The 25,319-nt window shown below is 68.5% G+C and carries 19 protein-coding genes; 8 read left to right on the top strand and 11 right to left on the bottom strand.

Going from position 1 to position 25,319, the window contains the following annotated elements; translation table 11 throughout:
* Positions 1–11 precede the first annotated feature (11 nt).
* Both AC1Q5A_RS04725 and AC1Q5A_RS04720 read right to left on the bottom strand, forming a co-directional pair.
* Positions 12–788: an inositol monophosphatase family protein gene (locus tag AC1Q5A_RS04725; protein ID WP_492698831.1), complete on the bottom strand. Its 777-nt coding sequence runs from the start codon at positions 786–788 to the stop codon at positions 12–14.
* 15 nt (positions 789–803) lie between these two features.
* Complete coding sequence (locus tag AC1Q5A_RS04720; RefSeq protein WP_492698829.1) at positions 804–1,589, bottom strand: type II secretion system protein N; 786 nt, start codon at positions 1,587–1,589, stop codon at positions 804–806.
* A 67-nt stretch (positions 1,590–1,656) separates the two neighbouring features.
* Here AC1Q5A_RS04720 and AC1Q5A_RS04715 point away from each other — a divergent pair, with 67 nt between their 5' ends.
* Entirely contained in the window at positions 1,657–3,024 is a 1,368-nt protein-coding gene (locus tag AC1Q5A_RS04715; RefSeq protein WP_492698827.1) for an adenosylmethionine--8-amino-7-oxononanoate transaminase, read from the top strand.
* Positions 3,025–3,036: 12 nt separating this feature from the next.
* Here the strand turns inward: AC1Q5A_RS04715 and AC1Q5A_RS04710 are convergent, their stop codons facing one another.
* Positions 3,037–3,366 carry a hypothetical protein gene (locus tag AC1Q5A_RS04710; protein WP_492698825.1) on the bottom strand — a complete coding sequence of 110 codons (330 nt, stop codon included), beginning with the start codon at positions 3,364–3,366 and terminating at the stop codon, positions 3,037–3,039.
* A 160-nt stretch (positions 3,367–3,526) separates the two neighbouring features.
* On the opposite strand from AC1Q5A_RS04710, the gene AC1Q5A_RS04705 reads away from it, so the two are divergent.
* Positions 3,527–4,261: a 16S rRNA (uracil(1498)-N(3))-methyltransferase gene (locus tag AC1Q5A_RS04705; protein WP_492698823.1), complete on the top strand. Its 735-nt coding sequence runs from the start codon at positions 3,527–3,529 to the stop codon at positions 4,259–4,261.
* Positions 4,262–4,283: 22 nt separating this feature from the next.
* On the opposite strand, the gene AC1Q5A_RS04700 is transcribed toward AC1Q5A_RS04705, so the two are convergent.
* The 7 genes from AC1Q5A_RS04700 to pilG all read right to left on the bottom strand — a co-directional run bounded on the left by AC1Q5A_RS04700 (position 4,284) and on the right by pilG (position 15,837).
* Positions 4,284–4,793, bottom strand: coding sequence for a chemotaxis protein CheW (locus AC1Q5A_RS04700; RefSeq protein WP_492698821.1), 510 nt, complete (start codon positions 4,791–4,793; stop codon positions 4,284–4,286).
* The gene (locus AC1Q5A_RS04695; RefSeq protein ID WP_492698818.1) at positions 4,790–6,445 is read right to left on the bottom strand and encodes a chemotaxis protein CheB; all 1,656 of its coding nucleotides are present in this window, start codon (positions 6,443–6,445) and stop codon (positions 4,790–4,792) included. Before AC1Q5A_RS04695 ends, AC1Q5A_RS04700 begins: the two co-directional genes overlap by 4 nt.
* Positions 6,438–12,260, bottom strand: coding sequence for an Hpt domain-containing protein (locus AC1Q5A_RS04690; RefSeq protein WP_492698816.1), 5,823 nt, complete (start codon positions 12,258–12,260; stop codon positions 6,438–6,440). Before AC1Q5A_RS04690 ends, AC1Q5A_RS04695 begins: the two co-directional genes overlap by 8 nt.
* Before the next feature lie 89 nt (positions 12,261–12,349).
* On the bottom strand, positions 12,350–14,380 hold the full coding sequence (locus AC1Q5A_RS04685) for a methyl-accepting chemotaxis protein (RefSeq protein ID WP_492698813.1): 2,031 nt from the start codon (positions 14,378–14,380) through the stop codon (positions 12,350–12,352).
* Positions 14,381–14,508: 128 nt separating this feature from the next.
* Positions 14,509–15,048, bottom strand: a complete 540-nt coding sequence (locus tag AC1Q5A_RS04680) for a chemotaxis protein CheW (RefSeq protein ID WP_492698811.1) — start codon at positions 15,046–15,048, stop codon at positions 14,509–14,511.
* A complete protein-coding gene (locus AC1Q5A_RS04675) occupies positions 15,045–15,416 on the bottom strand; it encodes a response regulator (RefSeq protein WP_492698808.1) in 372 nt (123 codons plus the stop codon). Before AC1Q5A_RS04675 ends, AC1Q5A_RS04680 begins: the two co-directional genes overlap by 4 nt.
* 22 nt (positions 15,417–15,438) lie before the next feature.
* On the bottom strand, positions 15,439–15,837 hold the full coding sequence (gene pilG, locus AC1Q5A_RS04670) for a twitching motility response regulator PilG (protein WP_492698806.1): 399 nt from the start codon (positions 15,835–15,837) through the stop codon (positions 15,439–15,441).
* Positions 15,838–16,180: 343 nt separating this feature from the next.
* Between pilG and gshB the strand changes: the two genes are divergently transcribed.
* The 6 genes from gshB (at position 16,181) to AC1Q5A_RS04640 (ending at position 21,909) form a co-directional block, all read left to right on the top strand.
* Entirely contained in the window at positions 16,181–17,158 is a 978-nt protein-coding gene (gshB, locus tag AC1Q5A_RS04665) for a glutathione synthase (protein WP_492698804.1), read from the top strand.
* A complete protein-coding gene (locus AC1Q5A_RS04660) occupies positions 17,155–18,024 on the top strand; it encodes an energy transducer TonB (protein WP_492698801.1) in 870 nt (289 codons plus the stop codon). Before gshB ends, AC1Q5A_RS04660 begins: the two co-directional genes overlap by 4 nt.
* A gap of 52 nt (positions 18,025–18,076) precedes the next feature.
* Positions 18,077–18,646 carry a YqgE/AlgH family protein gene (locus AC1Q5A_RS04655; RefSeq protein ID WP_492698799.1) on the top strand — a complete coding sequence of 190 codons (570 nt, stop codon included), beginning with the start codon at positions 18,077–18,079 and terminating at the stop codon, positions 18,644–18,646.
* On the top strand, positions 18,643–19,092 hold the full coding sequence (gene ruvX / locus AC1Q5A_RS04650) for a Holliday junction resolvase RuvX (protein WP_492698797.1): 450 nt from the start codon (positions 18,643–18,645) through the stop codon (positions 19,090–19,092). The genes AC1Q5A_RS04655 and ruvX overlap by 4 nt, the downstream gene beginning before the upstream one ends.
* Positions 19,093–19,129: 37 nt before the next feature.
* Positions 19,130–20,056 (top strand): aspartate carbamoyltransferase catalytic subunit, encoded by a 927-nt coding sequence (locus AC1Q5A_RS04645; protein WP_492698795.1) that lies wholly within the window; start codon positions 19,130–19,132, stop codon positions 20,054–20,056.
* 68 nt (positions 20,057–20,124) lie between these two features.
* Positions 20,125–21,909, top strand: a complete 1,785-nt coding sequence (locus AC1Q5A_RS04640) for a hypothetical protein (protein WP_492698792.1) — start codon at positions 20,125–20,127, stop codon at positions 21,907–21,909.
* 209 nt (positions 21,910–22,118) lie between these two features.
* Here AC1Q5A_RS04640 and AC1Q5A_RS04635 read toward each other — a convergent pair whose 3' ends face one another.
* Positions 22,119–25,175, bottom strand: coding sequence for a TonB-dependent receptor (locus AC1Q5A_RS04635; protein ID WP_492698789.1), 3,057 nt, complete (start codon positions 25,173–25,175; stop codon positions 22,119–22,121).
* Between the last annotated feature and the right edge of the window lie 144 nt (positions 25,176–25,319).

Raw genomic sequence — 25,319 nt, 5'->3', positions numbered from 1 at the left:
GCTCGCGTGGTTCAACACCGCAGGCGCTGCAGGGCCTGCGCGTGGATCGCCGGCGTACCGGCCAGCACGCTGCGCGTGTCCAGCGTGAGCGGTACGCCGTCGAGGTCGGTGAACACGCCGCCGGCCTCGCGCACGATCACCGCCAGCGCGGCGATGTCGAGGATGTTCACGTCCGACTCGATCACCAGGTCCAGGCTGCCGCGTGCCAGCAGGTGGTAGTGGCAGAAATCGCCGTAGCCGCGGATCCGGTTGCTCTCGCGGATCAGCGCGCCCAGCGCCTCCCAGCGCGCGTCGCCGGTGAGCGTCCTGACGTTGCCGGTGGAAAGCGAGGCCTGCGCCATCTCCGCCGTATCCGCCGTCCGCACGCACTCGCCGTCGAGCCACGCGCCCTGGCCTGCAACCGCCCACATCGTCTCGCCGTAGACCGGCGCGCTGGATACGCCCAGCACCAGTTCGCTGCGCTCCATCAGTGCGATCTGGGTGGAGAAGAACGGCGTGCGGCGCACGAAGCTCTTGGTGCCGTCGAGCGGATCGACCAGCCACAGCAGGCCGCCGCGCTCGCCGTCCAGGCCGAACTCCTCGCCGTAGATCGACGCCTGCGGCAGCGCGGCCTGCAGGATCCGGCGGATCGCCTGCTCGGCCTCGCGGTCGGCGACCGTCACCGGGGTCGCGTCGGACTTCAGCTCCACTTCGACGCCGCGCCGCCAGTAGTGCCGGATTACCTCGGCCGCGGCCGTCGCCGCTTCGCGTGCGGCCGCCAGTGCGATGGCGGCAGTATCGGAATTCATATTCGTCTCGCGTCCTCAGTGGGTGGATGATGCGGGCGTGCTGCCGGCCAGGCCGCTGCTGCGCCGGACATGCACGCTGCCGTCGGCCGCCACCGGTCCCAGCGTGGCCAGCCAGCGGCGCATGGTCGGGTCAGTGTGTCGGGCGCGCAGCGTCGCGTCCAGTCGCCAGCCCAGCGGGCTCAGTTGCAGCTCGCCGGCGACCTGCAGCGGACCGTGGCCATCGTCCCGCCACTGCGCATGGATCACGCCGCTGGTCGCCTGCGCCTGGCCCTGCAGCGTGCCCAGCGCCAGGTTGCCTTCGCGGGTACGCACGACCGCCTCCGGCCACAATGCATGTGCCTGCAACTTTACGGGCCAGCCCCCCTGCAGCAGCGCGTGCGCGATGGCGAGTCGCAGTTCGCCGCGCGGCTGGCCCAGCGGCAACCTCGTGTAGGCATCCAGCGCGGCCAGTTGCACGCGCGCGTCGACATCGTCGACAGCGACGCGTGCATCGGCGAGGCGCCGCAGCTTGCCGGAAAACGACAACGGCGCGCCCGCGAACCGCAACTGCAATGGTGAATGCCCGAGCAGGCTGCGCCGCGACAGTTGCCATTGCAGCTGCCCCAGCACGCGCCCGTCGGCGGCCACGACGGCGCCGGCGCGGCCCTCCCACAGGCTGCCCTGCACCTGCTGCAGTTGCAGCCCGTGCAGTCGCGGCGCGAGCCACGGCAACGCCCAGCGCGCCGGCAGGAACCACAGCAGCAGGGCCGCGGCCAGCACCAGCACGCCGAGACCGACCAGGCATGTTCGCAGGGGCTTCAAGGATCACTTCCCGGGAATATCCATGCGCGGGCTTGAGCGCCCGTCGCGCAAGGCCGATCATAGCCGGATGAACAACCCCGCAAGCGGCAACGCCGCCCTCGCCGCGCGCGACCTGCGACACATCTGGCACCCCTGCACGCAGATGCACGATCACGAGAGCGTGCCGATGCTGCCGATCGTGCGCGGCGAAGGCGCCTGGCTGCTCGATGCCGACGGCCATCGCTACCTGGACGGCATCAGTTCGTGGTGGACCAACCTGTTCGGCCACGCCAACCCGCGCATCGCTGCCGCCCTCGCCGACCAGGCGCAGCGGCTGGAGCACGTGATCTTCGCCGGTTTCACGCATGAGCCGGCGATCGAACTGGCCGAGGAGCTGGTGCGGATCACCCCACCCGGGCTCGACCGGGTGTTCTACGCCGACAACGGTTCGGCGGCGATCGAGGTGGCGCTGAAGATGAGCTTCCACTACTGGCTCAACCAGGGCCATGGCGAGAAGACCCGCTTCATCGCGCTGACCGGCAGCTACCACGGCGAGACACTGGGCGCGCTGTCGGTCAGCGACGTGGCGCTGTACCGCAAGACCTATGCGCCGCTGCTGCTGACGCCGTTCCTGGCGCCGTCGCCGGATGCGTACGAAGGCGAGCCGGGCGAGTCCGCCGAACAGACCGCCATGCGCCGCCTCGGCGAACTGCGCGCACTGCTGGAACGCCACGCCCACGAGACCTGCGCGGTGATCGTCGAGCCGCTGGTGCAGTGCGCCGGCGGCATGCGCATGTATCACCCGGCCTATCTCGCCGGCCTGCGCCGGTTATGCGACGAGTTCGCGGTGCATTTCATCGCCGACGAGATCGCGGTCGGCTTCGGCCGCACCGGCACCCTGTTCGCCTGCGAGCAGGCGTCGGTATCGCCGGATTTCATGTGCCTGTCGAAGGGACTCACCGGCGGCTTCCTGCCGTTGTCGGCCGTGCTGACCCGCGACGCGGTCTATCAGGCGTTCTACGCCGAATACGGCGCCGGCAAGGCGTTCCTGCACTCGCACAGCTATACCGGCAACCCGCTGGCCTGCCGGGTGGCGCTGGAGACCCTGGCGATCTTCCGCGACGAGCCGGTGCTCGCGCGCAACCGCGCACTGGCCGCGCACATGGCGCGGCGGCTGGAGCCGCTGCGCGGGCACCTCCACGTTGCCGACGTGCGCCAGACCGGCATGATCGCCGCCGTCGAGCTGGTCGCCGACAAGGCCAGCCGCCGGCCTTATCCCGCGGCGGAACGGCGCGGTCTGCGCGTCTACCTGCACGGCCTGCAGCACGGCGCGCTGCTGCGCCCGCTCGGCGACGTGGTGTATTTCATGCCGCCGTTCGTGATCACCGAACCGGAGATCGACCGGCTGGTGGAGATCGCCGCGGCAGGCATCGCCAGGGCCGTGGCCGGTCCGTAAGCGGCCTGCCGGTCAGTGGCTGACGCTGATGCTCGGATCGAGCATCTGCAGGGAGCGCGCCGTGTCGTTGACGCCGGTACGGCGCAGCTCGTCGCCGCTGTAGCTGCGCCCCGCCACCGGCAGGCATTGACCTTGCTTGGCCGGAATCAGGCTGCCGGTGCTGCGCAGGCAGTTGCGGTCGCCGGGTTTGAGCGGCGACCTGCCAGCCGTGGCGGCGGCCGCGGGGCGGCCGGCCTGGCTGGCAGGTGCCGGGCTGGCCGGCGACGCGTCCTGGGCGAATGCCGCCGCGCCGACGGTCATGCCGGCGCACAGGATGAACGAAACGAGAGTCTGTCTGAACATGGCGGGGACCTCCGATGGCCACCGGGAGAGGCATCTCCATGCTGCGCCGATCCCGTGCCGCGGGCAACCGCATCCACGGCGGAAATCCCGCTGCACATCGCCGGCGCCACGCCGCCGCCGGCGGGCTCGGCTATGCTGGGATTTTGCCGCCCATCGTTCCATGCGAAACATCCGCATCCACGTCGACCTGCCGCTTGCCGCCGGCGCCGAACGCATCTTGCCGGCACAGGCCGGCGAACATGTCGCACGCGTGCTGCGCATGGCCCCCGGCGACCCGCTGACGCTGTTCAACGGCGACGGCAACGACTACCCCGCCACGATCCTCGCCGTCGGCAAGCGCGAAGTCGTCGTGCGGGTGGACGGCTGCCACGCGCTGACCAACGAGTCGCCGCTGCGGCTGACCCTGGCCCAGGGCGTCGCCCGCGGCGAAAAGATGGACCTGATCGTGCAGAAGGCCACCGAGCTTGGCGTGATCCGCATCGTGCCGCTGCTGACCGAGCGCGCCGAGGTGAAGCTGGATGCGGCGCGCGCGGAGAAGCGGCTCGCGCACTGGCGCGCGGTGGCGGCCAGCGCCTGCGAGCAGAGCGGTCGTGCGCGCCTCCCGGAAATAGTCCAGGCGCTACCCTTGCCGGCGTGGCTGGAGGGCCTGGCCGCGGAGGGCGCGCTGCGCCTGGCGCTGCTGCCGGAAGCCGGCCGCTCGTCCCGGGAACTGCGCTTCGGCGCGGCCGGCGGCCTGCTGGTGGTCGGCCCGGAAGGCGGCCTGGGCGAACGCGATGTCGGTGCGCTGACGGCCGCCGGTTTCGAAGGCCTGCGGCTGGGTCCGCGCATCCTGCGCACGGAAACGGCCGGACTGGCTGCGCTGGCTGCGCTGCAGGCCCTGCACGGCGACAGCTAGGCTGCCGTCACCGCCGTCCGGCTCAGTCTTCCGTGGCGGACGATGCCGCAGCGTGCACTGGCTCGGCGTCGCCGAACAGATCGAGCAGGGTGGCTTCGATCCACTCCAGGTCCGGGATCATCGCCACGTCGTCGCGCACCAGCACGTGGGCGCGCACGCCCGGCGGCAGCTGCCTGCCGTCGTGGGTGGGGATGATCAGCTCGGCATTGAGCGTGGTCAGGCGCGGGAAGCCCTGGGTCTGCACCGCGATGAACGGCATCGCCGGGTTGCCGCCGAGCGCCTTCAGTACAGCCACGCGTACGACCAGCTCGGCGTCGCCCTCTTCGGTGCCGGCCAGTCCGGTGAACGACACCAGCGGCACGCGCCAGCCGCGCCAGGCGATCCGGCCGAGCAGCCAGGCAGGGCCGCCGGGCACCGGCTCGGGCCGGCTCTGGGTGATCACTTCGGCGATGGTGGCATTGGGCAGCAGCAGGCGCAGGTTGCCTACCGGCACCAGGACACAGCGGATTTCACGCGGCAGCGGATCACTCATGGGGATACCTCGATCAGGCGCGCCGCCAGTTCGGGCGGCGTACCGGAGAAACTGACCAGCCGTTCGGCGACGATTCCGCTGACCATGTCGGCAAAATGCTCACCGGACGACGACTCTACCCAGACCTGGCCACCGCGGTCATGGATCGCCTGCGCACCGGCCACGGCGTCGTTGCCGCGCCCGGCGAACACGATCGCCAGCGCATCGCAGCCGAACGCGATGGCGGCCATGGTGAGGCTGGCGTCGATCGACGGCTCCTGCGCGATGTCAGCCTGAAGGTCGACACTGCCGTCGCGGCGCAGGCGCACCTGCTGACCGGCAGGTACGACCAGCACCTCGCCGCAGCCGACCCGGCGACCCCGGCTGGCCAGCCGCACCGGCAGCGCGCAATGCGCAGCCAATTTCTCCACCAGGCCCGCGTCCGGTCGCCCACCCAGATGCTGGGTATGCAGGAAGGTGAGCCGGGTGGTCGCCGGCAACGCCGACAGGAAATCACACACGGAGTCGACGCCGTCGGTCGCGGCGCCCAGCAACACGATCCGGTTCAGCGCACCGTCGAGCCCGTCGAGCGCCATCGCCTGATCGTGCTCGTAGACCTGCATCTGTGGCGCGATCGCCTCCTCCATCGACACCAGCTCGAGGCTCATGGTCGGCTCGAGGTCGGGCGCGACCACCTCGACGTCGGGCGCGAGGAAATCGGCGGCGCTCAGTTTCTCGACGCCAAACGCCGCGGCGTGGGGCTTCTCGGCGGCAGGCGCAGCCACCGGAGGATCGTCGTCCAGCAGCGCCCAACTGTCCGGCGCACGCACCGCCGGACCGGCGGCGGCAAGCGCCGGAGCCACCGGCGCGGCAGCTTCCGTGGCGTCCGCCGGATCGGCCAGCGGCGACAGCTGCAGGTGGTCGAGCTGGAACGCCGGCGGCCGCGCGCCTGTCGTGGGCTTCGCGGTCGCGACGGGCGTCGGCTCGGCAGCCAGCCCCGCCGCGGGCGGTGGCGCGCCGAAATGGCCGTCATGCAGCGGCGGCAGCTCGTCGTCGTCACGGTAACGCAGGCCGGGACCGGCCTCGTCGACGGCGTCATCCGGCAGCTCGCCGGAGGCCAGCAGGGCCTCCAGTTCCGCCGCCAGGTTCTCCGATTCGGCCGCGGCGACCTGCTCGTGCCGGCCATCGGGATCGTGGTGGAGCGGAAGGTCGGTCCCGGGCTCCGTGGCGGGAGCGGCAATGGCCGACTCCGCCGCCGCTCCGGTGGCCACGGCGGCGGCCGGCGGCGCAACCGGCGCCTCGACGCCACGGGCGTCCCCCGGACGCGGCGGATCGATGTCGCCCATCGCCATCACCTTGACCGCGAGATGGCGCGCCCAGCGCGCACGATCCCAGCCGGTCAGCTCGCGACTGGCCTGGGCGTCATTGAAGACCACCCGCGGCCGGTCATCGTCGATCACCTCGTACAGGCGATCGAGCGCGTCGTCGGCGCTGTCGTCCAGGTTGACCACCAGCACGTCCGCACCGACCCGCTGCAGCAATTCGCGGCTGAGGCTGGAGACCTCGCCTTCGTGGACGATCCGGGCGCCGCGCTCGTGCAACGCCTCGCGCAACTGGCCGCCCAGGTCGGTGTCGTCGAAAAGCAGGGCCACCGCCGGAACGGTATCAGTCATGTATCGGCTCCACCGCACGTTGCTCCAGCACCTCGGCGATCTGCGCCAGCAACTCGGCCTCCTGGTACGGCTTGCCGAGATAGCGATCCACGCCGATGTCGAACGCCCGCTGGCGATGCTTGTCGCCGCTGCGCGAGGTGATCATGATGATCGGCACGTCGCGCAGCCGCGGATCCGCCTTCATGTGGGTGGCCAGCTCGTAGCCGTCCATGCGCGGCATCTCGATGTCCAGCAGCATCAGGTCGGGCACGCGCTCGTGCAGCTTCTCCAGCGCGTCGATGCCGTCCTTCGCGGTGCTGACCTCGTACTCGTGACGCTCCAGCACGCGGCCGGTGACCTTGCGCATGGTGATCGAGTCGTCCACCACCATCACCAGCGGCCGCACCTGCGCCTCCTCGACCACCGGCGCCCGCACGGCGCTGAGGCCTTCGGCCAGGCGTTGCTCGCGACGGATGATGCCATGGCGAACCAGCGGCGCCAGATCCAGAATGATCAGTACCGAGCCGTCGCCCATGATGGTCGCGCCGAGCAGGCCTGGCACCGAGCTGATCTGCGGGCCGACCGACTTGACCACGATCTCGCGCGACCCGAGCACCGCGTCGATGCGGATCGCCGCGCGCAGGTCGCCGGCACGGGTCAGCAACAGCGGTTGCTGCTCATCCTCGGCCGGCAGCCCCGGCGGCAGACCCAGCAGCTCGGCCAGGTCGTGAATGCCGTACGCCTCGCCGCCGTAGCGGAACGACGGCTCGTCCTCGGCCATCAGCGCGGCCAGGTCGGCCGGGTTGACCCGCGCCACGCCCTGTACCGAGGTCATCGGGATCGCGAACGTCGCCTCGCCGATGCGCACCAGGATCGCCTGGGTCACCGCGAGGGTGAACGGCAGGCGCAGCACGAAGGTGGCGCCCTTGCCCTCTTCCGACTCGATCGACAGCGAACCGCCGAGCTGCTTGATTTCGTTCGCCACCACGTCCATGCCGACGCCGCGGCCGGCCAGCTGGGTGACCTGGCTGGCGGTGGAGAAGCCCGGCTGGGCGATCAGTGAGAGCAGCTGGTTGTCGGTCGGCCGGGTCTCCGGGCGCAGCAGGCCGCGCTCGACGCCGCGCTTGCGGATCGCCTCGCGGTTCAGGCCGCGGCCGTCGTCGCTGACGCGTACCACCACCTCGGTGGCCTCGCGCGCCACCGTGATGTGCACCGCGCCCTCGGCCGGCTTGCCGAGCTTGCGGCGTTCGGCAGGAGCTTCGATGCCGTGCGCGATCGCGTTGCGCAACATGTGCTCGAACGGCGCCTTGATGCGGTCGAGCAGGTTGCGGTCCATTTCGCCGTGGGCACCGTCCACGTAGAGCTGGGCATGCTTGCCTTCCTCCTGCGCGGCCTGGCGCAACGTGCGGCGCAGGTTCGGCACCATGGTGTCGAACGGCAGCATGCGCGTGCGCAGCAAGCCGTCCTGCAGCTCGGTACTGACCCGCGACTGCTGGATCAGCAGCGTCTCGGCCTGGCGGGTCAGCTCGTCCAGCATGTTCTGGATCGACACCAGGTCGGATACCGACTCGGCCAGCGCACGCGAGTACTGCTGCAACTGCGAATAGCGGTCGAGCTCGAGTGGATCGAATGCCGCCATGCCCGCTTCGCGATGCTCGCGCTGGAAGCGCGCGATGATCTGCGCCTCGGTCTCGATCTCCAGCATGCGCAGCTGGCTGCGCAGGCGCGAGACGGTCTGTTCCAGCTCGACCAGATTGAAGCGGTAACCGGCAACCTGCTGCTCCAGTCGCGACCGGTAGATCGCCACTTCGCCGGCATGGTTGACCAGGTTGTCGAGCAGATCGGCGCGGACGCGGATCTGCTCCTGCGAGGAACGCACCTCCTCTTCCGCCTCCGGCATCAGCTCGGGCAGCTGATCGATGCCATCCATCGCGGCAGCCGCCGGCGATGGTACCGCCGGCGCCGGTGTCGCGACCGTCGTTGCGGCCACGTGTGGCTCCACGTCGTCGGCCAGCGTCGTTTCGCCCGCCAGCGTCAGCAGGCGGTTGATCATGGCCTGCGGGTAATCGGGCGTGCGACCCTGCGACACCTGCTGCACCAGGGCATGCAGCTGATCGAAGCTCGCCTCCAGTGCGGCGATCAGCGGACCGGTTCCCGACGGGTCGCGGACCGACTTTTCGAGCAGGGTCTCGATCGCATGACTGAGGTCGCCCACCGACACCAGGCCGGCGATGCGCGCACCACCCTTAAGCGTGTGCAGGTCGCGCTGCAACTCGGGCACGTGCACCAGGTTGCCCGGTTCGGCATGCCATTGCGCCAGCACGCTATCCGCGTGGTCGAGGATCTCGCGCGCCTCGTCGATGAATACTTCCATTAAATCGGCGTCGATCTGGCCGGACCCCGCCAGGGCGTAAACCGGATCCTGCGCGACGGTTTCGGCGTGCGCTGTCTTGTCCGCAGCGGCGGCCCGTGCGGCTTCCGCACGCTCGGCCGCCTGCTGCTCGGCGGCGATCCGCTCGGCTTCCGCGCGTTCGGCGGCCAGTTTTCCGGCCACGGCCTGCTCGGGGTCGAAGGCGCCCAGGGCCGCCATCAACTCCGCCGTCACCTCGTCGTGGTAGGCCTGGTCCGGATGGACATCGGACGCCTGTACGACGGCGGGCGCCGGCGACGCGACAGGCGTCTCGCCCGCCGTCATGTCAGTGGCTTCAAGCATGTCGGCCTCGAGTGAGGCGGTCATGACCGTTTCATCAACGCCGGCATGATCCGTAGCGCCGACGGGCTCCTCGGGCTCCATCTCGTCGGCCCGCGGCTCGTACACGACGTGCGCGACCTTGGATTCGGGATAGCGGTCGCGCAGGTTGACGATCCGCGCGGTCAGCAGGTCGGCGTCGGGCAGCTGCGGCTCGGCGGCGTCGAACTGGCCCATGACGCGGTCAACCACATCGACCGCCTGTTCGAGCAGGTGCACGCCCTCGGAGGTCAGCGGCAGATTGGCCGCGCGCAGGCGCTTGAACAGGCCTTCCAGCGGTGACAGCAGTTGCGTGAGCGACGGGATGTCGACCATCGCGATCGCACCATGCAGCGTGTGCACGGCACGCAGCAGTTCCTCGCCGATCGGCAACTCGATGTCGCTGCGCTGGACCGTAGCGCGGATGGTCTGCAGGTATTGCGCCACTTCGCTGCGCAGAATCTCCAGCAGCACCGGATCCACCGGCGGCATCACCGGCTCCGCCATGACAGGCTCGGCCGGGGCCTGCGCGGCGGCGGTTTCCGGATCGGTCACGCCTGCCGCCGGCACGGCTCCCGCGGCCGCCTCGAAGCGCGGCACGCGCCGGCGCACGATCCGACGAACCGTTTCAGTGGCCCGCGGTGCATGATCCTCCACGCGCGCCGGCTTGCCGGCGGCCAGTTGCCCGGCAGCATGCATGATCGCGCTGAGCGGCACCACCGGCACGCCCTCGCCCCTGAGCGCAGCAAGCAGTTGCGGCAACGCGTCGATCGCGTGCTGCACCAGCGCCTGCACGTCCGCGTTCGGCTCGATGGTGTCGTCGAGCACGCGGTTGAGCATGTCCTCCACCTTCCACGCGAACTCGCCCAGCACGCCGGCGCCCACCAGCCGGCCCGAGCCCTTCAGCGTGTGGAACGAACGGCGGATGCCGATCAGGGACGCGGTCTGGGCCGGATCGGCCAGCCACGCCTGCTCGGCGGTGCGCAGGTTGTCGATCTCCTCCTGCATTTCCTCCAGGAAGATCTCGCGGATGTCGTCGTCGATGCCTTCGGCGTCGACGTTGAAGTGGGTACTCGCGGCCAGCGCGTCGCGCACCGGCACCTGCTCGACGACCTCCTCCTCGACCTCGACCCAGTCGTCCTGGTCGGCTGCGGCATGGCCCTCCCACCCGGCTGCCGCGGTCGCCTCGGTCGGTGCCAGGCGCAAGCCGTCCAGATCATGGACGGGGACGGCAGGCGACGCGCTGTCGCCGACGAACAGGTGCCCAAGATTCTGACCCGGCAGCAGGCTGACGGATTCGGACAGCTCCGGGTGCTCTTCGTCATCGATCCGCTGGCTGGCCGGCATGACCGCTTCGGCTTCGGCTTCGGCTTCGGCGGCGGCGGGCGCAACGCGCGCCGACGGCACCGGCCAATAGCCGAGCAGGCCTAGGCTGTGTTCCGCCACGTCGAGGATGTGCTCCAGGCCGCCGCGGTGCTCGCGCGCAGCCTCGAGGTAGTACTCCAGCGCCGCCAGCGCATCGGCCAGCTGATCCATCTGGGCGCCGCTCGGCACGCGCCGGTCGTCCAGCAACTCATGGCTGATGAACCGGCCGATGCCCCGCGCCAACTCGGCCGGACGCGGCGACGACAGCATATTCATGGCGCCGGCGACTTCGTCCATCAACGCCGGTGCACCGGCAAGGCGATCGTGCTCCCAGCCGGATTCGACGAACGCCACGATCGCGTCCTTGACCCTGCCAGTATTGCCGATCGCTTCCTGCATCAGGGTGGTGACCACCCCCAGCGCCTCGCTGCGCGGCAGCCCCTGCATGGCTTCGGGACCGACCGACTCGTCCTCGGAACCGAGGCTCTCGATGTGGTCGTCCAGCGAAGCTTCGACATACAGCAACGCGCCGGCGACATCGAGCAGGGCTTCCTCGTCGGCCGGACGCATGCGGTTGGCGATCTCGTCGAGCACCCGGCGCTGTTCGGTGACCACCCGGCGCGGCACCGCCAGTGCCAGCATGCCGAGCGTGTCGCCTACGCGTTCGAGCACTTCGCCCTGCGCGGCGAGTTGTGCCGGATCACCGTTCTGCTGGCGCAGGAACAGATCCAGCGCCTCCTTGACCCGCAGCAGGTCGTCCTTCAGCGCGCGCGACACGGAATCGAGCAGCGCGCGGTTGTGCCCGGCCATCGAACCGCGGGCATGTTCCAGCTCGCCGGCGTCGGGCAGCAGGCTGTCCAGCGCATAAGTGCTGCGCAGCAGTTCCATCTGCGGACTGTGCTGCTTGGCCTGGGCCACGATGTAGAGCAGCTTGCAGGCCACCTCGTCGGCTTCGCCGCCACGCAGGCTGTCCTCGCCGTGCTCGATCAGCTGACGGATGTTGCGGTCGACCTTGCCGACCAGCTGGCGTATCTCGCCGGCAAAGCCCTTGAGCTGACCCTGCTCCAGGCCTTCCAGCACGCCGGAGGCGATCCACCACAGGCGCCGCCCGTGCGCGTAATGGCAGCGGGCGGTGATCGCCAGCAGGGTCTTGCGCATGTTGGCCAGCTGCAGCGCCGGGTTCTGCCCGCGGAACCAGCCCAGCAACTGCTGCTGGAAGCGCAGGCGCAGGTCCACCAGCTCGCCGCGATGCGCCTCGGCGTAGGCCTCGCTCATCGCCGCGGGCGCCTGCTCCGGCAGGAACGCGTCGAGGTCGGGGTGGAACATCGCCGATTCGGGCAGCGGCTCCAGCCCGCGGCTGGTGCGCAGGTCGTTCAGCAGCGGCAGCAGCACCACCGGCACGTCGCGGTGGCCGCCGGACAGGCGTTCGAGATAGTCGGGCAGTTGCATCAGGCCGCGCATCAGCGCGGCATAGGCTTCCTCGCGCTGGGCGACGCGGTCCCCCAGAAGCGCGAGCGCCAGTTCCTCCATCTCCGCGGCCACCATCGCCGCGCCGTACAGCTCGACCATCTGCAAGGTGCCGCGCACCTGGTGCAGGTGATCGGCGCAGGTGCGCATGTAGTCGCGCTTGCCCGGGTTGTCGACGTAGGACTCCAGCGCCTCGCGGGCGATCGACAGGGTGTCGTCGAGCTCCGGCTTGACCCACTGCAGCGTGGTGAAATCGATGTGGTCTTGAAGTCTCATGCGCCTCTCTCAGCGGTTGCGCCATGCATGCATCACGCAACCAACGAGACTACTCCCCGTCAAAATGCCCATACCAGCCAGGCCCGTTGTCAGCCCGGCAGCTTGAAGTGCGCCACCGAGCGCCGCAGGTCGCTCGCCAGTTGCGCCAGCGTGCCGATCGAGTCGGCCGTCTGGCTCGCGCCCTGCGAGGTCTGCGAGGTGATTTCCTGGATCGCGTTCATCGAATGCGAAATGTCGGTCGCCGCCGCGGACTGCTCGCGCGCCGCGGTGGAGATGTTCTGAATCAGCGAGGACAGATCGTGCGAGACGCGCTCGATGTCGCCCAGCGCGCTGCCGGCGTCCTCCGCCTTGCGCGCGCCGGCCACCACCTCGGCGGTGGTCTGTTCCATCGAGTTCACCGCCTCGTTGGTATCGGACTGAATGGTCTGCACCAGCGCCTCGATGCGCTTGGTGGCGCTGGTGGAGCGTTCCGCCAGCCGCTGCACTTCGTCCGCGACCACGGCGAAACCGCGGCCCGCCTCGCCGGCCGAGGCCGCCTGGATCGCCGCGTTCAACGCCAGGATGTTGGTTTGCTCGGCGATGTCGTTGATCAGTTCCACGATCGAGCCGATCTCCTGCGAGGATTCGCCCAGCCGCTTGATGCGCTTGGAGGTCTCCTGGATCTGGTCGCGGATCGAATCCATGCCGGAGATCGTCTCGCGCACCACCTCGGCGCCGTGCGAGGCGATCTTCACCGAGCGTTCCGCCACGTCGGCCGACTCGGCGGAGTTCTTCGACACGTCGTCCATCGAGCTGGCGATCTGGTTGATCGCCGAGGTCGCGGTGCTGATCTGCTGCGCCTGCTGCTCGGCTGCGTTGGCCAGGTGGCGGGCGGTGGTCTGGGTTTCCTGCGCCGAGGACGACACCTGCTCGGAGGTCTCGTTGATGGTGGTCACCAGGGATCGCAACTCGTCGATGGCGTAGTTCACCGAGTCGGCGATGGCGCCGGTGATGTCCTCCGACACCGTGGTCTTCACCGTCAGGTCGCCTTCGGCGAGCGAACCCATCTCGTCCAGCAGGCGCATGATCGCCTCCTGGTTGCGCTGGTTCAGCTCGGTACTCTGCGCGAACCGGCGGCGCTGATCGCGCACCAGGGCGATGACCAGCAACAGGGCGAACGCCACCGCAGCGATCGCGCCGAGCAGGCCCCACCACACGTTGGGGAACAGTCGGCGCAGCGGCAGCTTGCCGATCTGCTCGGACAGATCGTTCGCGCGCAACAGCACGGTCTGCGAATCCAGCGAGGCCTGGTTGCCCGCGCGCTTCACGTCGGCGATGTTGCTGGCGGCGGTGATCAGCCTGGCCACCGGGTCGGCCAACTGGGCCCAACCGGCATCCATTTCGGTGAGGATCTTGTGCGCGTTCGCGTCGTTGATCGGCCGCACGCCGCTGTCGGGGTTGCCCTCGAGCAGCCCCTTCAGCACGCTGCCGTACAGCTGCGCGTCGCGGGACAGGCCGTCAGCCGCCGACTGGGCATTGTCACCACCCTGCAGCACTTCCTGCACGCGGCGGATGATACGGTCGGCGGACAGCATCTGGCGGGACGTGCCCAGCATCTGTTCGGCGCTGCCGTTGCGCTGCTGCAGGATGTTGACGACCTGCTCCATGCTCGAGTTGAGCAGCGGCATCTGCTGCGACAGCGTGGCGGCGCGCTGTCCGGAATCGAGCACGACGGCCTTGTTGGAGAGGATCTTGCCAATGTCGGCGTCGAGCTGCCTCCACGAGGCGTCGAGCGCGCTCACGGCGCGGCCGGCCGGCGTGGCGTTGTTGTCCGCATAGGGCTTCATGCTGCCACCGGGATCGCCCTTGCCCAGCTTCTGCACCGCCGAATCGATCGAGTTGCGGGTGGATTCGAGTTCCCTGAACGAGTCGGTGTTGCCGTCTGCCGACTCCAGTGCGAACTTCGCCGTCTGCTGCGACAGCACCTGGATCTGCGTGGTCAGCGCAATCGCCTGGCGGTCCTCGCCGTTCTTCTGGTTGAGCATGAAGAAATCCAGCGCGGCAAAACCCATCGCGATCAGCAGCAGGACAATGAGTACGGTGTAACCGCGCTCCCGGCTGACGCCCCCTGTAGTGCTCATGTTCACCTCGTCCGTCTAACTGATTACGTCACCGGCTCCGCAGAGCACGCACCGCCAGGGAATGCCCGTCCCGAGATTGCCGGCCCTGCAGGCGCCAGCCCTTCATGCCACTGCGGCAAGCCGCGGCTTCAGGCCGCGGCTTGCCGGAAATCCGGTGCGCGCACCAGCCGGTTCATGCTGAACATCGCCAGCTGCTGCTCGCCCACGCGGCTGTCGACGAAACGGGCGAGCCGCGGATCATCCTCGGCTCCGGCCTCACGCCGCTGTTCCTCGTCCACGGTGCGCTGGCCGAACACCTCGTCCACCAGCAGCGCCACGCTGCCGCCGCCCTGGCGCACCACCAGCAGGCGGGTGCGGTCGGTGTACTGCGTGCGTTCGCCGAACAGGAAGCGGCCGAAATCGACCACCGGCACCAGGTTGCCGCGCACGTTGGCCACGCCGAGCAGCCACGGTTGCGTGCCCGGCACCGGGGTGAGCGCCGGCACCGCGAGCAATTCGTTGATCTCGTCGATGCCGCTGACCAGCAGGCGCGAGCCGACGCGGAAGCCGATCCCACGCCACAGGCCGGGCGCCTCGAACTTCTCCTGCGTATCCGATGCGTGCGCCAGCGACAGCCGCTCGTACCGCGCCAGGATCTCGAACGGAGTGCGGTTGACGGGCTCGTTCACGTCGCGCTCGGCAGCAATTCGTTGATGCAGGCGAGCAGTTCCTTTTCGTTCACCGGCTTGGTGATGAACGCACGGGCGCCCTGGCGCAGGCCCCATACGCGATCGGTTTCCATCGACTTGGTGGTGATCATCACGATCGGCACCGCCGAGGTGACTGGATCGCGGGTCAGCGTGCGAGTGGCCTGGAAGCCATTCATGCCGGGCATGATGACGTCCATGATGACCAGCGACGGAAGATCGGCGCGCACGCGCTCGATGCCTTCCTCGGCGGTGCTGACGGCGACGACTTGGTGCCCGGCCCGTTCAAGCAGCGTGGTGAACACCCGCACGTCGGTCGGCGAGTCGTCGATGATGAGAATATTGGCCACAAGCCCCCCTCAGAATCTGCAGTCAGTGGCTCGAGACCGTGCCGACATGGCGGTGGATGGCACCCAGCAGCTCGTCACGCGTGAACGGCTTGGTCAGGTATTGTTGGGCGCCCACGATGCGGCCGCGCGCCTTGTCGAACAGGCCGTCCTTCGAACTCAGCATGATCACCGGCGTGGCGCGGAACTGCGGATTGTTCTTGATCAGCGCGCAGGTCTGGTAGCCGTCCAGTCGCGGCATCATGATGTCGACGAAGATGATCGCGGGTTTCTGGTCGGAGATCTTGGCCAATGCCTCGAAGCCGTCGACGGCGGTCAGTACCTCACAACCCTCTTTCTTGAGCAGGGTCTCCGCGGTGCGGCGGATGGTCTTGGAGTCATCGATCACCATGACCTTGAGACCAGCCAAGTCATTAGCACTCATGTTCAAATTCACCTACTCCCCCCCTGCGGCTCATTCGAGCTCAGGATAGGCACCATGGCAAGCAATGGCCATGCCGGACGGTGCGCAGCAAAAAAGTCGAAACGAACCATCGATAAGACCGCGCTGTAGCGGGATATCCAAGGCTTTGCTGTTTACTGCCTGCCCGCTGAGACTGTCAAGCAATAATCATCCCTGCTGCCTGCCACCCCCACAACGTGACCCATATTGGCACCATCCGGCCGCCGGCAACAGCGACGTGGCACGGGATTTCCCGCATCCGCCTTAGTATAGCGGCCTGACGATCCCGACCCGCCTCACGGGTCACCACCCACGGAGAATCATGATGACCCTTTCGGTCGGCGTGCTGATGGATCCCATCAGCGCGATCAAGATAGCCAAGGACACCAGCTTCGCGATGCTGTTGGAGGCCTGTCGCCGCGGCCATTCGCTGCATTACTTCGAGCAGGGCGACCTGGCCCTGCGCGACGGCGAGCCCTGGGCGCGGACTGCCCCGCTCGAGGTGCGCGAGGACCCGCAGCACTGGTTCACGCTGGGCCCGGCGCAGTGGCGCGACCTGCGCGAGCTCGACGTGGTGCTGATGCGCAAGGATCCGCCGGTCGACGCCCAGTTCATCTACGACACGATGGTGCTGGAAGCAGCCCAGCGCGGCGGCGTGGCGGTGATCAACGACCCGCGCTCGCTGCGCGACTGCAACGAGAAACTGTTCTCGCTGGAATTCCCGCAGTGCATCGCGCCGACCCTGGTCTCGCGCGATCCGGGCGAGCTGCGCCGGTTCGCCGCCGAACACGGCGAGGTGGTGCTGAAGCCGCTGGACGGCATGGGCGGGCGCGGCATCTTCCGGGCCAGGACCGGCGACGGCAACCTCAATTCGATGCTGGAGACCCTGCTCGGCGGCGACGCCCACGGCGAAGGGCGGCAATTCACGATCGCGCAGAAATTCATTCCCGCAATCAGCGCCGGTGACAAGCGCATCCTGGTGATCGACGGCGAGCCGGTGCCCTACGCGCTGGCGCGCATTCCGCAAGGCGACGAATTCCGCGGCAACCTCGCCGCCGGCGGCCGCGGCGTCGGCGTGCCACTGTCCGGGCGCGACCGCTGGATCGTGGACCAGGTGGCGCCGGAGCTGCACCGGCGCGGCCTGCTGTTCGTCGGACTGGACGTGATCGGCGACTACCTGACCGAGATCAACGTCACATCCCCGACCTGCGTGCGTGAACTGGACGCGCAGTTCGGGCTTAACATTGCCGGCCAGCTGTTCGATGTCATCGACCGGCACGTCACCGGAAACCGCAACGCGTGAGCGCCACCGCAACCGTCAACCCGTCGCCCGATCCGATCGGCGCCACCCTGCTGTTCTCGCTGTTGCTGCACGGCGTGCTGCTGCTGGGCATCACCTTCCACTTCGTGAAGCCCGCGCCCAGCCTGCCCACGCTGGACGTGACCCTGGTCAACGTGGCCAACCAGCAGGCGCCGGACAAGGCGGACTTCCTGGCCCAGGCCAACAACACCGGCGGCGGCCGCAGCGACCGCGCCGCGCGGCCGTCGGAGCTGTTCTCGGGCGCCATCCCCAAACCCGACCCCGGCATCGCGGCACAACCGGTCGAAGCCACCACGCCGCAGCCGCGCGAAGCCACCCCGACGCGCATGGTCACCACCAGCGGCGCCACCGATTTCCGCGTGACCAGCGATACCGCGCAGACCGAGGTCGATCCGCACGAACCGACCCCCAGCGCCGACGAACTGAAGCGTCAGCAGGCGATCGCCCAGCTGGCCGCCGAGCTGAGCAGGAAGAAGGCGGACTACGCCAAGCGGCCGAAGGTGAAGTACCTCACCGCCAGCACTCGCGAATACGCCTATGCCGCCTACATGCGCGGCTGGTCCGACCGGGTCGAGCGGGTCGGCAATCTCAACTACCCGGAAGAAGCCCGCAGCCGCGGCCTCCACGGCGACGTGCTGCTCACCGTGGTGCTCGACCTCGACGGCAGCATCAAGAACATCGAGGTGATCCAGAGCTCAGGCCAGAAGGTGCTGGACGCGGCCGCCGAGCGCATCGTGCGGCTGGCCGCGCCGTTCCCGCCCGCGCCACGGAGCAACGAGCGCATCGACGAGCTCAATATCACCCGCACCTGGCGCTTCCAACCCAACAACGTGCTGCAGACTCGCTGAACGGCCCTCCCGGCCTGCAGCGCACGCCGCGCCGTGCGCTTACAATGTGCGCATGACCGCCGTGCAGTCCTCGACCCTCACCGGGCACTTCCTGATCGCCATGCCGGGCCTGGCCGATCCGCCGTTCTCGCACGGCGTGGCGCTGCTGTGCCAGCACGACGAAGACGGCGCGGTGGGCCTGCTGGTGAACCAGCTGTCCGAATACCGTTTCGGCGACGTGCTGGCGCAGATGAAACTCGAATGCGCGGACAGCGAACTGGCCGACGCGCCAGTGCTGATCGGCGGCCCGGTGCAGCAGGAGCGCGGCTTCGTGCTGCACCGCGAGCCCGGCGACTGGGATTCCAGCTACCGCATCAACACCGAATGGTCGGTCACCACCTCGCGCGACATCCTTGTCGCGATGGCCGCCGGCGAAGGCCCGCGTCAGGCCATCATGGTGCTCGGCTACGCCGGCTGGGACGCCGGCCAGCTGGAACAGGAACTGATGGCGAACGCCTGGCTCACCGCCGAGGCGTGCGGCCGCGTGGTGTTCGACACCCCGCTGGAGGAACGCTGGAGCGCCGCCGCCGGACTGGTCGGGGTCGACCCGCGCCAGCTGTCCGGCTATGCAGGCCACGCATGAGCTGCCTGTTCGGCTTCGACGTGGGCAGCCGGCTCACCGGCGTGGCCATCGGCAATACCTTCACGGCCAGCGCGCGGGCGCTGGCCGTGCTGGCGGTGCACGACGACGAACCGGACTGGAACCGGCTCGACGCGCTCCATCGGGAATGGCGGCCCGACACCCTGGTGGTCGGCCTGCCGTTGACCCTGGACGGCGCCGAGCAGGCCGCCAGCCGCCGCGCCCGCCGGTTCGCCGCCACCCTGCAGCAGCGCTACGGCCTGCCGGTGGTGCTCGTCGACGAGCGGCACAGCTCGCAGGAAGCCGCGCGGCGCTTCGCCGCCTCCCGCGCGGCGGGCCTCAGGCGCCGCCGCGATGCCGCCACCATCGACGCCGAGGCGGCGGCGGTCATCCTCGAACGCTGGCTCGCCGGTGCCGAGGCGCCGGTGGCCGGGAACCGCGGCCACTGAACGGACTTCCCCCTTTCCACCTCCAGACCCTGCCGCCATGAGCCCTCGCCTGCGTCACCTGACCACCCTGGAAAATCTCCCGCGCGAGACGATCGAGCGCCTGCTCGACCGCGCCGAGTCCCTGCGCGACGCCTGCGCGCACGGCACCCGCAAGCTCGACGTGCTGGCCGGGCGCACCGTGCTGAACCTGTTCTTCGAACCGTCCACGCGCACGCGCACCTCGTTCGAGCTAGCGGCACGGCGGCTCGGCGCCGACGTGGTCAACTTCGACATCGGGCTGTCCTCCACCAGCAAGGGCGAGGAACTGTTCGACACCCTGCACACACTGGAAGCGATGCACCTCGACGCGATCGTGGTGCGCCACAAGCGCTCGGGCACCCCGGAAGAGCTGGTGCGCCACGCCATGAGCGGGGTGTCGGTGATCAACGCCGGCGACGGCAACCGCGCGCATCCCACCCAGGGCCTGCTGGACGCGCTGACGATCCGCCAGCACCGGCCGGACTTCGGCAACCTCACCGTGGTCATCTGCGGCGACATCCGGCATTCGCGGGTGGCCCGCTCGGACATCCATGCCTTCACCGCCCTCGGCGTGAAGGAGGTCCGCCTGTGCGGCCCGGCCGAACTGATGCCGGCGGCGGACGACATGCCGCAGGGCCGCCGTTACGATGACTTCGACCAGGCCATCGACGGCGCCGACGCGGTGATCATGCTGCGCCTGCAGAAGGAGCGCATGGCCGGCATCGAACTGCCGGACGAGGTCGCCTATTTCGCCCGTTACGGACTCGACCGGCGGCGCCTGGCGCTGGCCGCCCCGGGCTGCCTGGTGATGCATCCGGGGCCGATCAACCGCGGCATCGAGATCGCCTCGGAGGTGGCCGACGGCGCGCAGTCGCGCATCCTCGAACAGGTCGGCAACGGCGTGTTCGTGCGCATGGCGGTGCTGAACGAGGTGCTGGCCCGCTGAACCGCCTCCGCCCGACGCAAGCGGGCATAATGGCGAATGCAGTACCCACCACCTCTCTGGGGATCAACATGCGATCGATGACGCGATGCATCGCGCTGGGCCTGGCCGGCGCCATGCTGGCCGCCTGCGGGCACAAGGACAAGGATGCGCCGCTGGCTTTCGTGCCGGCGGACACGCCGTACGTGGTGGCCAATCTGGAGGTGCTCGACGACGGTACCCGCACCGCCCTGCTCGCCCAGGCGGACGCGCAACTGCCATCCCAGCTGGCCCAGCTGGAGGCGACCGCCGACCGGGTGGCGGTGAAGGATCCCGATGGCGCCCAGCTGCTGCGCGCGCTGCGCGCCGAGTTCGACGGCAAGACGGTCGAGAGCTTCGCCCAGGGCGCAGGCCTGAACCTCAAGGGCCACTCCGCGCTGTACGGCCTGGGCCTGGCGCCGGTGCTGCGCTTCGAGCTGAGCGACCCGGCCGCCTTCGACGGCTTCGTCGGCCGGCTGGAAACCGCCTACGGCAAGAAGCTCGACGTCGCCAAGATAGGCCAGCAGGGCTACCGCAAATACTCGTTCCCGGCCTCGGGCACCGAAATGATCCTCGCCACGGTCGGCAAGCAGGCGGTGGCCGCGCTGCTGCCCGCCGACGCCGCGCCGCCCTTGCTGCGCCAGGCGCTGGGCCTGGACCGGCCGCAGAAAAACCTGCAGGACGACGGCCGCCTGGCCACGCTGGCCAAGGCCAGGGGCTACCAGAAGTGGCTGGTCGGCGAACTGGACCTGACCCGCGCGTTGCCGCTGGCGATCAGCGGCAAGGATGCGCTGATCGGCGCGATCCAGAAGGCCCATGCCGAAGCCATCGCGGCCAAGACCGGCGAGCCCGTGGCCACCCAGTTGCAGACTTCGCCCAGTTGCACCACCGATGCCGCCCGGATCGCCGCCCGCGTCCCGGCGATGAGCTTCGGCTACACCCGGCTCGACGCCAAGCACCAGGACGTACGCTTCGACGTGGCGCTGGCTGACGACATCGGCAAGGCATTCGCCGGCCTCAAGGTTGAGCTGCCCGGCCTGGGCCACGCCGGCACTGCGCCGTTCGACCTGAGCCTGGCCCTGCCGGTCGCCAGCCTGCGCACGTTCTGGCTGGCCCAGGCCGAGGCGGTGGCCGCCAAGCCGTTCAGCTGCCCCTCGCTGACCGACCTCAACGACAGCTTCGCCAAGCTCGGCCCGGTCATGCAGAAGGCGGCGATCCCGCCGTTCGGCGACATGCTCGGCCTGCGCGTCGCGCTGGACTCGCTGGTGCCGCCGGCCGCGAACGCCGCCATGCCCACGTTCAGCGGACGCCTCGTGCTGGGCACCAACAACCCCGACGGCCTGTTCGCGATGGGCCAGATGATGGTGCCTGCACTGGCCCAGCTGAAGCCGGGCCACGACGGCAAGCCGCTGCCGTTGCCGAAGGACATGGTCGGTATACTGGGCCAGTCCGCCTGGATCGCGATGAGCGACAAGGCGCTCGCACTCGGCGTCGGCGCCGGCGAGGATGCGCGCCTCGGCGACACCCTGAAGGATCCGCCCGGCGATGCCGGGCAGCTCGGCCGCATGCACATCAGCGGCGCGATGTACCTGAGTTGGCTGCAGCTGATGGAAGACAAGATCGACAACCTGGCCGCGGTCACCGCCACGCTCGGTAAGAACGACCAGCCCTCGGTCGACGAGACCGAGGATGCCGCCAGCGCGGCCTTGGAGCTGAAGCGCTCCAAGGCGCAGTTCGCCGCGATGAAATTCCAGGCCGAACGCGTCGACCGCATCGACGCGGAAATGCACGTGGAGAACGGCAGCATGGTGATCACCAGCCAGACCACGCTGAAGTAGGTGACCGGCACACGTGTCCAGACTCGCGCTCAGCCAAACAAGCTGTTGAAGCTCGACAGCTAGGCTCCGACGGTATCTGCACGTCTGGCATCCGACGGAAGGGTCTTACCTAAAAAAACGCCGCCGAAACGTCCGGCGGCGAATCTCTGGGAGACAGGCTCCGCCCCCACATGCGGAGCGGAGCCGATTTCTCTACGAGTGAGGCGTCGTCAGAAGTCGTAACGCACGGTGAAGCGTACCGTCCTCGGATCGGTGTAGTTCAACACGCGACCGTAGAGCGGGTTCACCGTGCTGCGATTGCTCGCGTAGCGCATGTTGTAGTACTGCGGCGTCTGGCGGTTCAGCACGTTGAGCACATCGACCTGCAGCGTCAGCTTGCTGTCCGCCCACGCCGGCGCGTACGCCGCGTTGAGGTCCAGCCTGTAGGTCCAGGGTGTGGTCCCGCTGGTGCCGCGCGGGGCATACACGACCTGCGAACCAGGGATGGCCAGGCCGCAGTAGTGGTAGCTCGAGGAGTTGTAGATACCCTTGGTGGTCGCATCCGGCCAGAAGCTGAGGCAGCTCTTGGGGCGGCCGGATGCCACCTGCACGGTGGAGCCGACGCGCCACTCCTTGCTGAACTGGTAGTAGCCGAACGCGCGGATCTGGTGCTTGCGGTTGTTCGGCAGCGAACCGTTGGAGCCCACCATCAGCTGCGGCTTGTCCCAGTCCTGGGTTACCGACACGTCGGCCTGGCCACCGGCACCGGTATCAAGGTCGGACAGCAGCTGGCCTTCGGTATTGCCGTAGTTGTGCGAGAAGGTGTAGCCGATCTTGCCGTACCAGTTGTCGGCGAACGGATGCTCCACGAACAGGTCGAGCGCGGCGTACTTGCGCTTCAGCTTGGGGAAACCGAGCTGGGCATTGGTGTAGTGCACCTCGGTGAAGCTGCCGTCGGGCTGCTCCAGCAGGAAGGTGTTGGCCTGGCCGGGGTTGAACAGGAAGCAGCGGCCACCCAGCGTCTGGGTGCAGGTGTCGTCGATCGCGCTGCGCAGTTTGCGCATGGTGACCTTGGCGCCCGTCACGAAGGTCGGGCTGACCTGGTATTCCGCACCGAGGATGTACTCGTCCTGGAAGTGCGACTTCATGCCCTTGGCTGCCACGGTGCGCGGGTCGGGCGCCTGGCCGCATTCGAGATTGGTCGAGATCAGGTTGGTGTTGCCGCAGGTGGCGCCCTTGCTCCGGTCCACGCTGATCGGGCTGAGGCCGGTCGGCGCACCGGTGCGCGGATCGACGCCGGTGTAGGTGAAGTACTCGCTGGTGATCAGCGAGCCGGAGGCGCCACGCACCGCCACGTTGTTCGGCATCGCCAGGTGGTAGCGGCCGGCGTTGGCGAACACCTTGAGGCTGGAGTCACCGAACACGTCCCACGACACGCCCAGCCGCGGCGCCAGCTGATGGCGCTGGCGCGCGTAGGGCTGGTTGTTGCTGTTGTAGTTGGTGAACTGCTCGTTGCGCAGGCCGAGCGACAGCAGCAGATTGCTGTTCACCTGCCAGCGGTCCTCGATGTACTGGGCTTCCTGCTCGGTCTTCACGCGGGCCAGCTGGGTGTTGTAATAGCGATAGACGTAGTAACCCTGCGTGCCGAGACCGCCAGCCGCGGACGGTGAGCCCACGCCGTTGCCGGCGTCGATTGCAGCCGTCGGACTCTTCTGCCAACCGTACATCCAGCCGTAGCCGCCGGGATAACTCCTGCCAGTCAGCGAATCGGCGATCTGCTTGTCGAAGCCCACGCGGATGTCGTGGTCGCCGATGCGGTATTCGATGTCCAGCCGGCCGCCACGGGTCTTGTCGTTGGCACCGGGCACCAGAATGTAAGGGGTGGCCTTCTGGCAGGTGTTGTAGGTCAGGCCAGGGACGGCAGTCTGGGCATTCACCGAAACGTACGGACAGGCCGGATCGTAGTTCAAGGGCGTGCTGACGTGATCGATCTTCTGCGTGCCGTACAGCGCCGATACGGTCAGGTTGTCGGTGATGTAGCTGGTGTACTTGCCGACGTAGAGCTCACCGCCGTCCTTGGTGTACACGCCGCCGGTCTGCGTGCTGCCGTGGCTGTCGGTGGCATAGCTGTACGGCGAATACTTGGCGTCGTACTGGGTCTTGTCGGAGATGCCGGTCAGTTCGACGATGTTGCTGTCGTTGATGTTCCAGTCGATCTTCGCCGTCCAGCGCGGCTTCTTGTAGGCGTAATCGTTCCAGCCTTGCTTGAGGTTCAACGCAGAGGAGTTGGTGTAGTAGCGGACGCTGTCGCCTTCCTGCCGGCTCACCTCGGCATTCGCGTAGAAAAACAGCTTGTCCTGGATCAGCGGGCCGCCGACGTAGGCGCCCACGGTGGATGTCCAGTACTGCGCGCGATTGCGGTTCAGGTACAGCGTGCCGTCGGTCGGCGTCCGGCTGCCCGAGCCGTAGAACCCGGTGTTGGCGAAGTAGATGTTGCGCGGGTCGGAACGCAGCGTCTGCGGTGCCCATATGCTGTAGACGCCGGCCTTCCATTCGTTGCTGCCGCGCTTGGTCACGATGTTGATCACGCCGCCGGTGGAACGGCCGAATTCGGCACCGTAGCCGCCGGTCAGCACCTGTTCCTGGTCGATGGCATCGAACGGCAAGGTCGAAAGGCCGATCGAGGTCAGCGGGTTGGTGACCGCGTAGCCGTTGATGTAGTAGGCGTTCTCGGAAGCCGCCGAACCGCCGAAGCTCGGGGCGTTGTAGCTCGAACCCTGGATGACGCCGGGGGCCAGCAGGGCCGCCGCCAGCACGTCACGCGACAGCGGCAGCTTCTGCAGCTGCTCGGCCGTCAGCACGGTGCGGGTGTCCACCGACGACACGTCGATGGACGGCAGCGAGGAGGCCGTGACTGAAACCGCTCCCAACTCGGTGGTCTGTTCCGGCGAGGCGAACGATACTTCCGAACCGCCCGAGATCACCACGGTGATGTTGTCACGACTACTGACCGTGGTTCCGTGGTTCTGCAGCGTGACCTTGTAGTTGCCAACCGGCAGGGACGAAAAGCGGTAGCGGCCGCTGGCGTCCACCGTGGTCGAGCGGGTAAAGCCGGTATCCGCGTTCTGGATCAGCACCGTATCGCCCTGCTTCGCGCCGACCTGGCCGAAGATCGAGCCGGTGATGTTGGACTGCGCCAGCGCGGTGCCGGCCAGGGACATGCCCAGCGCTACCGACAGCGCGGAAAGACGCAGCAGGGGCCGCGCGTTACTCGGAAACTTGTTCATCGTTTTCCCCATGAAGAATTGCGAATGGCGATCGATAACACGCAAAATTTTGCGGATCACGAACAACGAAGGCCCTGCCGGACGCGGCGAACTTACGGACAAAGCCCGGGAAACGGTCCGCCACACTCCCCAATCAGCTGGACC

The organism is Rhodanobacter sp. GW835-FHT13D09 (genome assembly GCF_058793995.1).
Note: the sequence above shows the minus strand (reverse complement) of the source record. Positions and strands in the feature narration are given on the sequence as shown.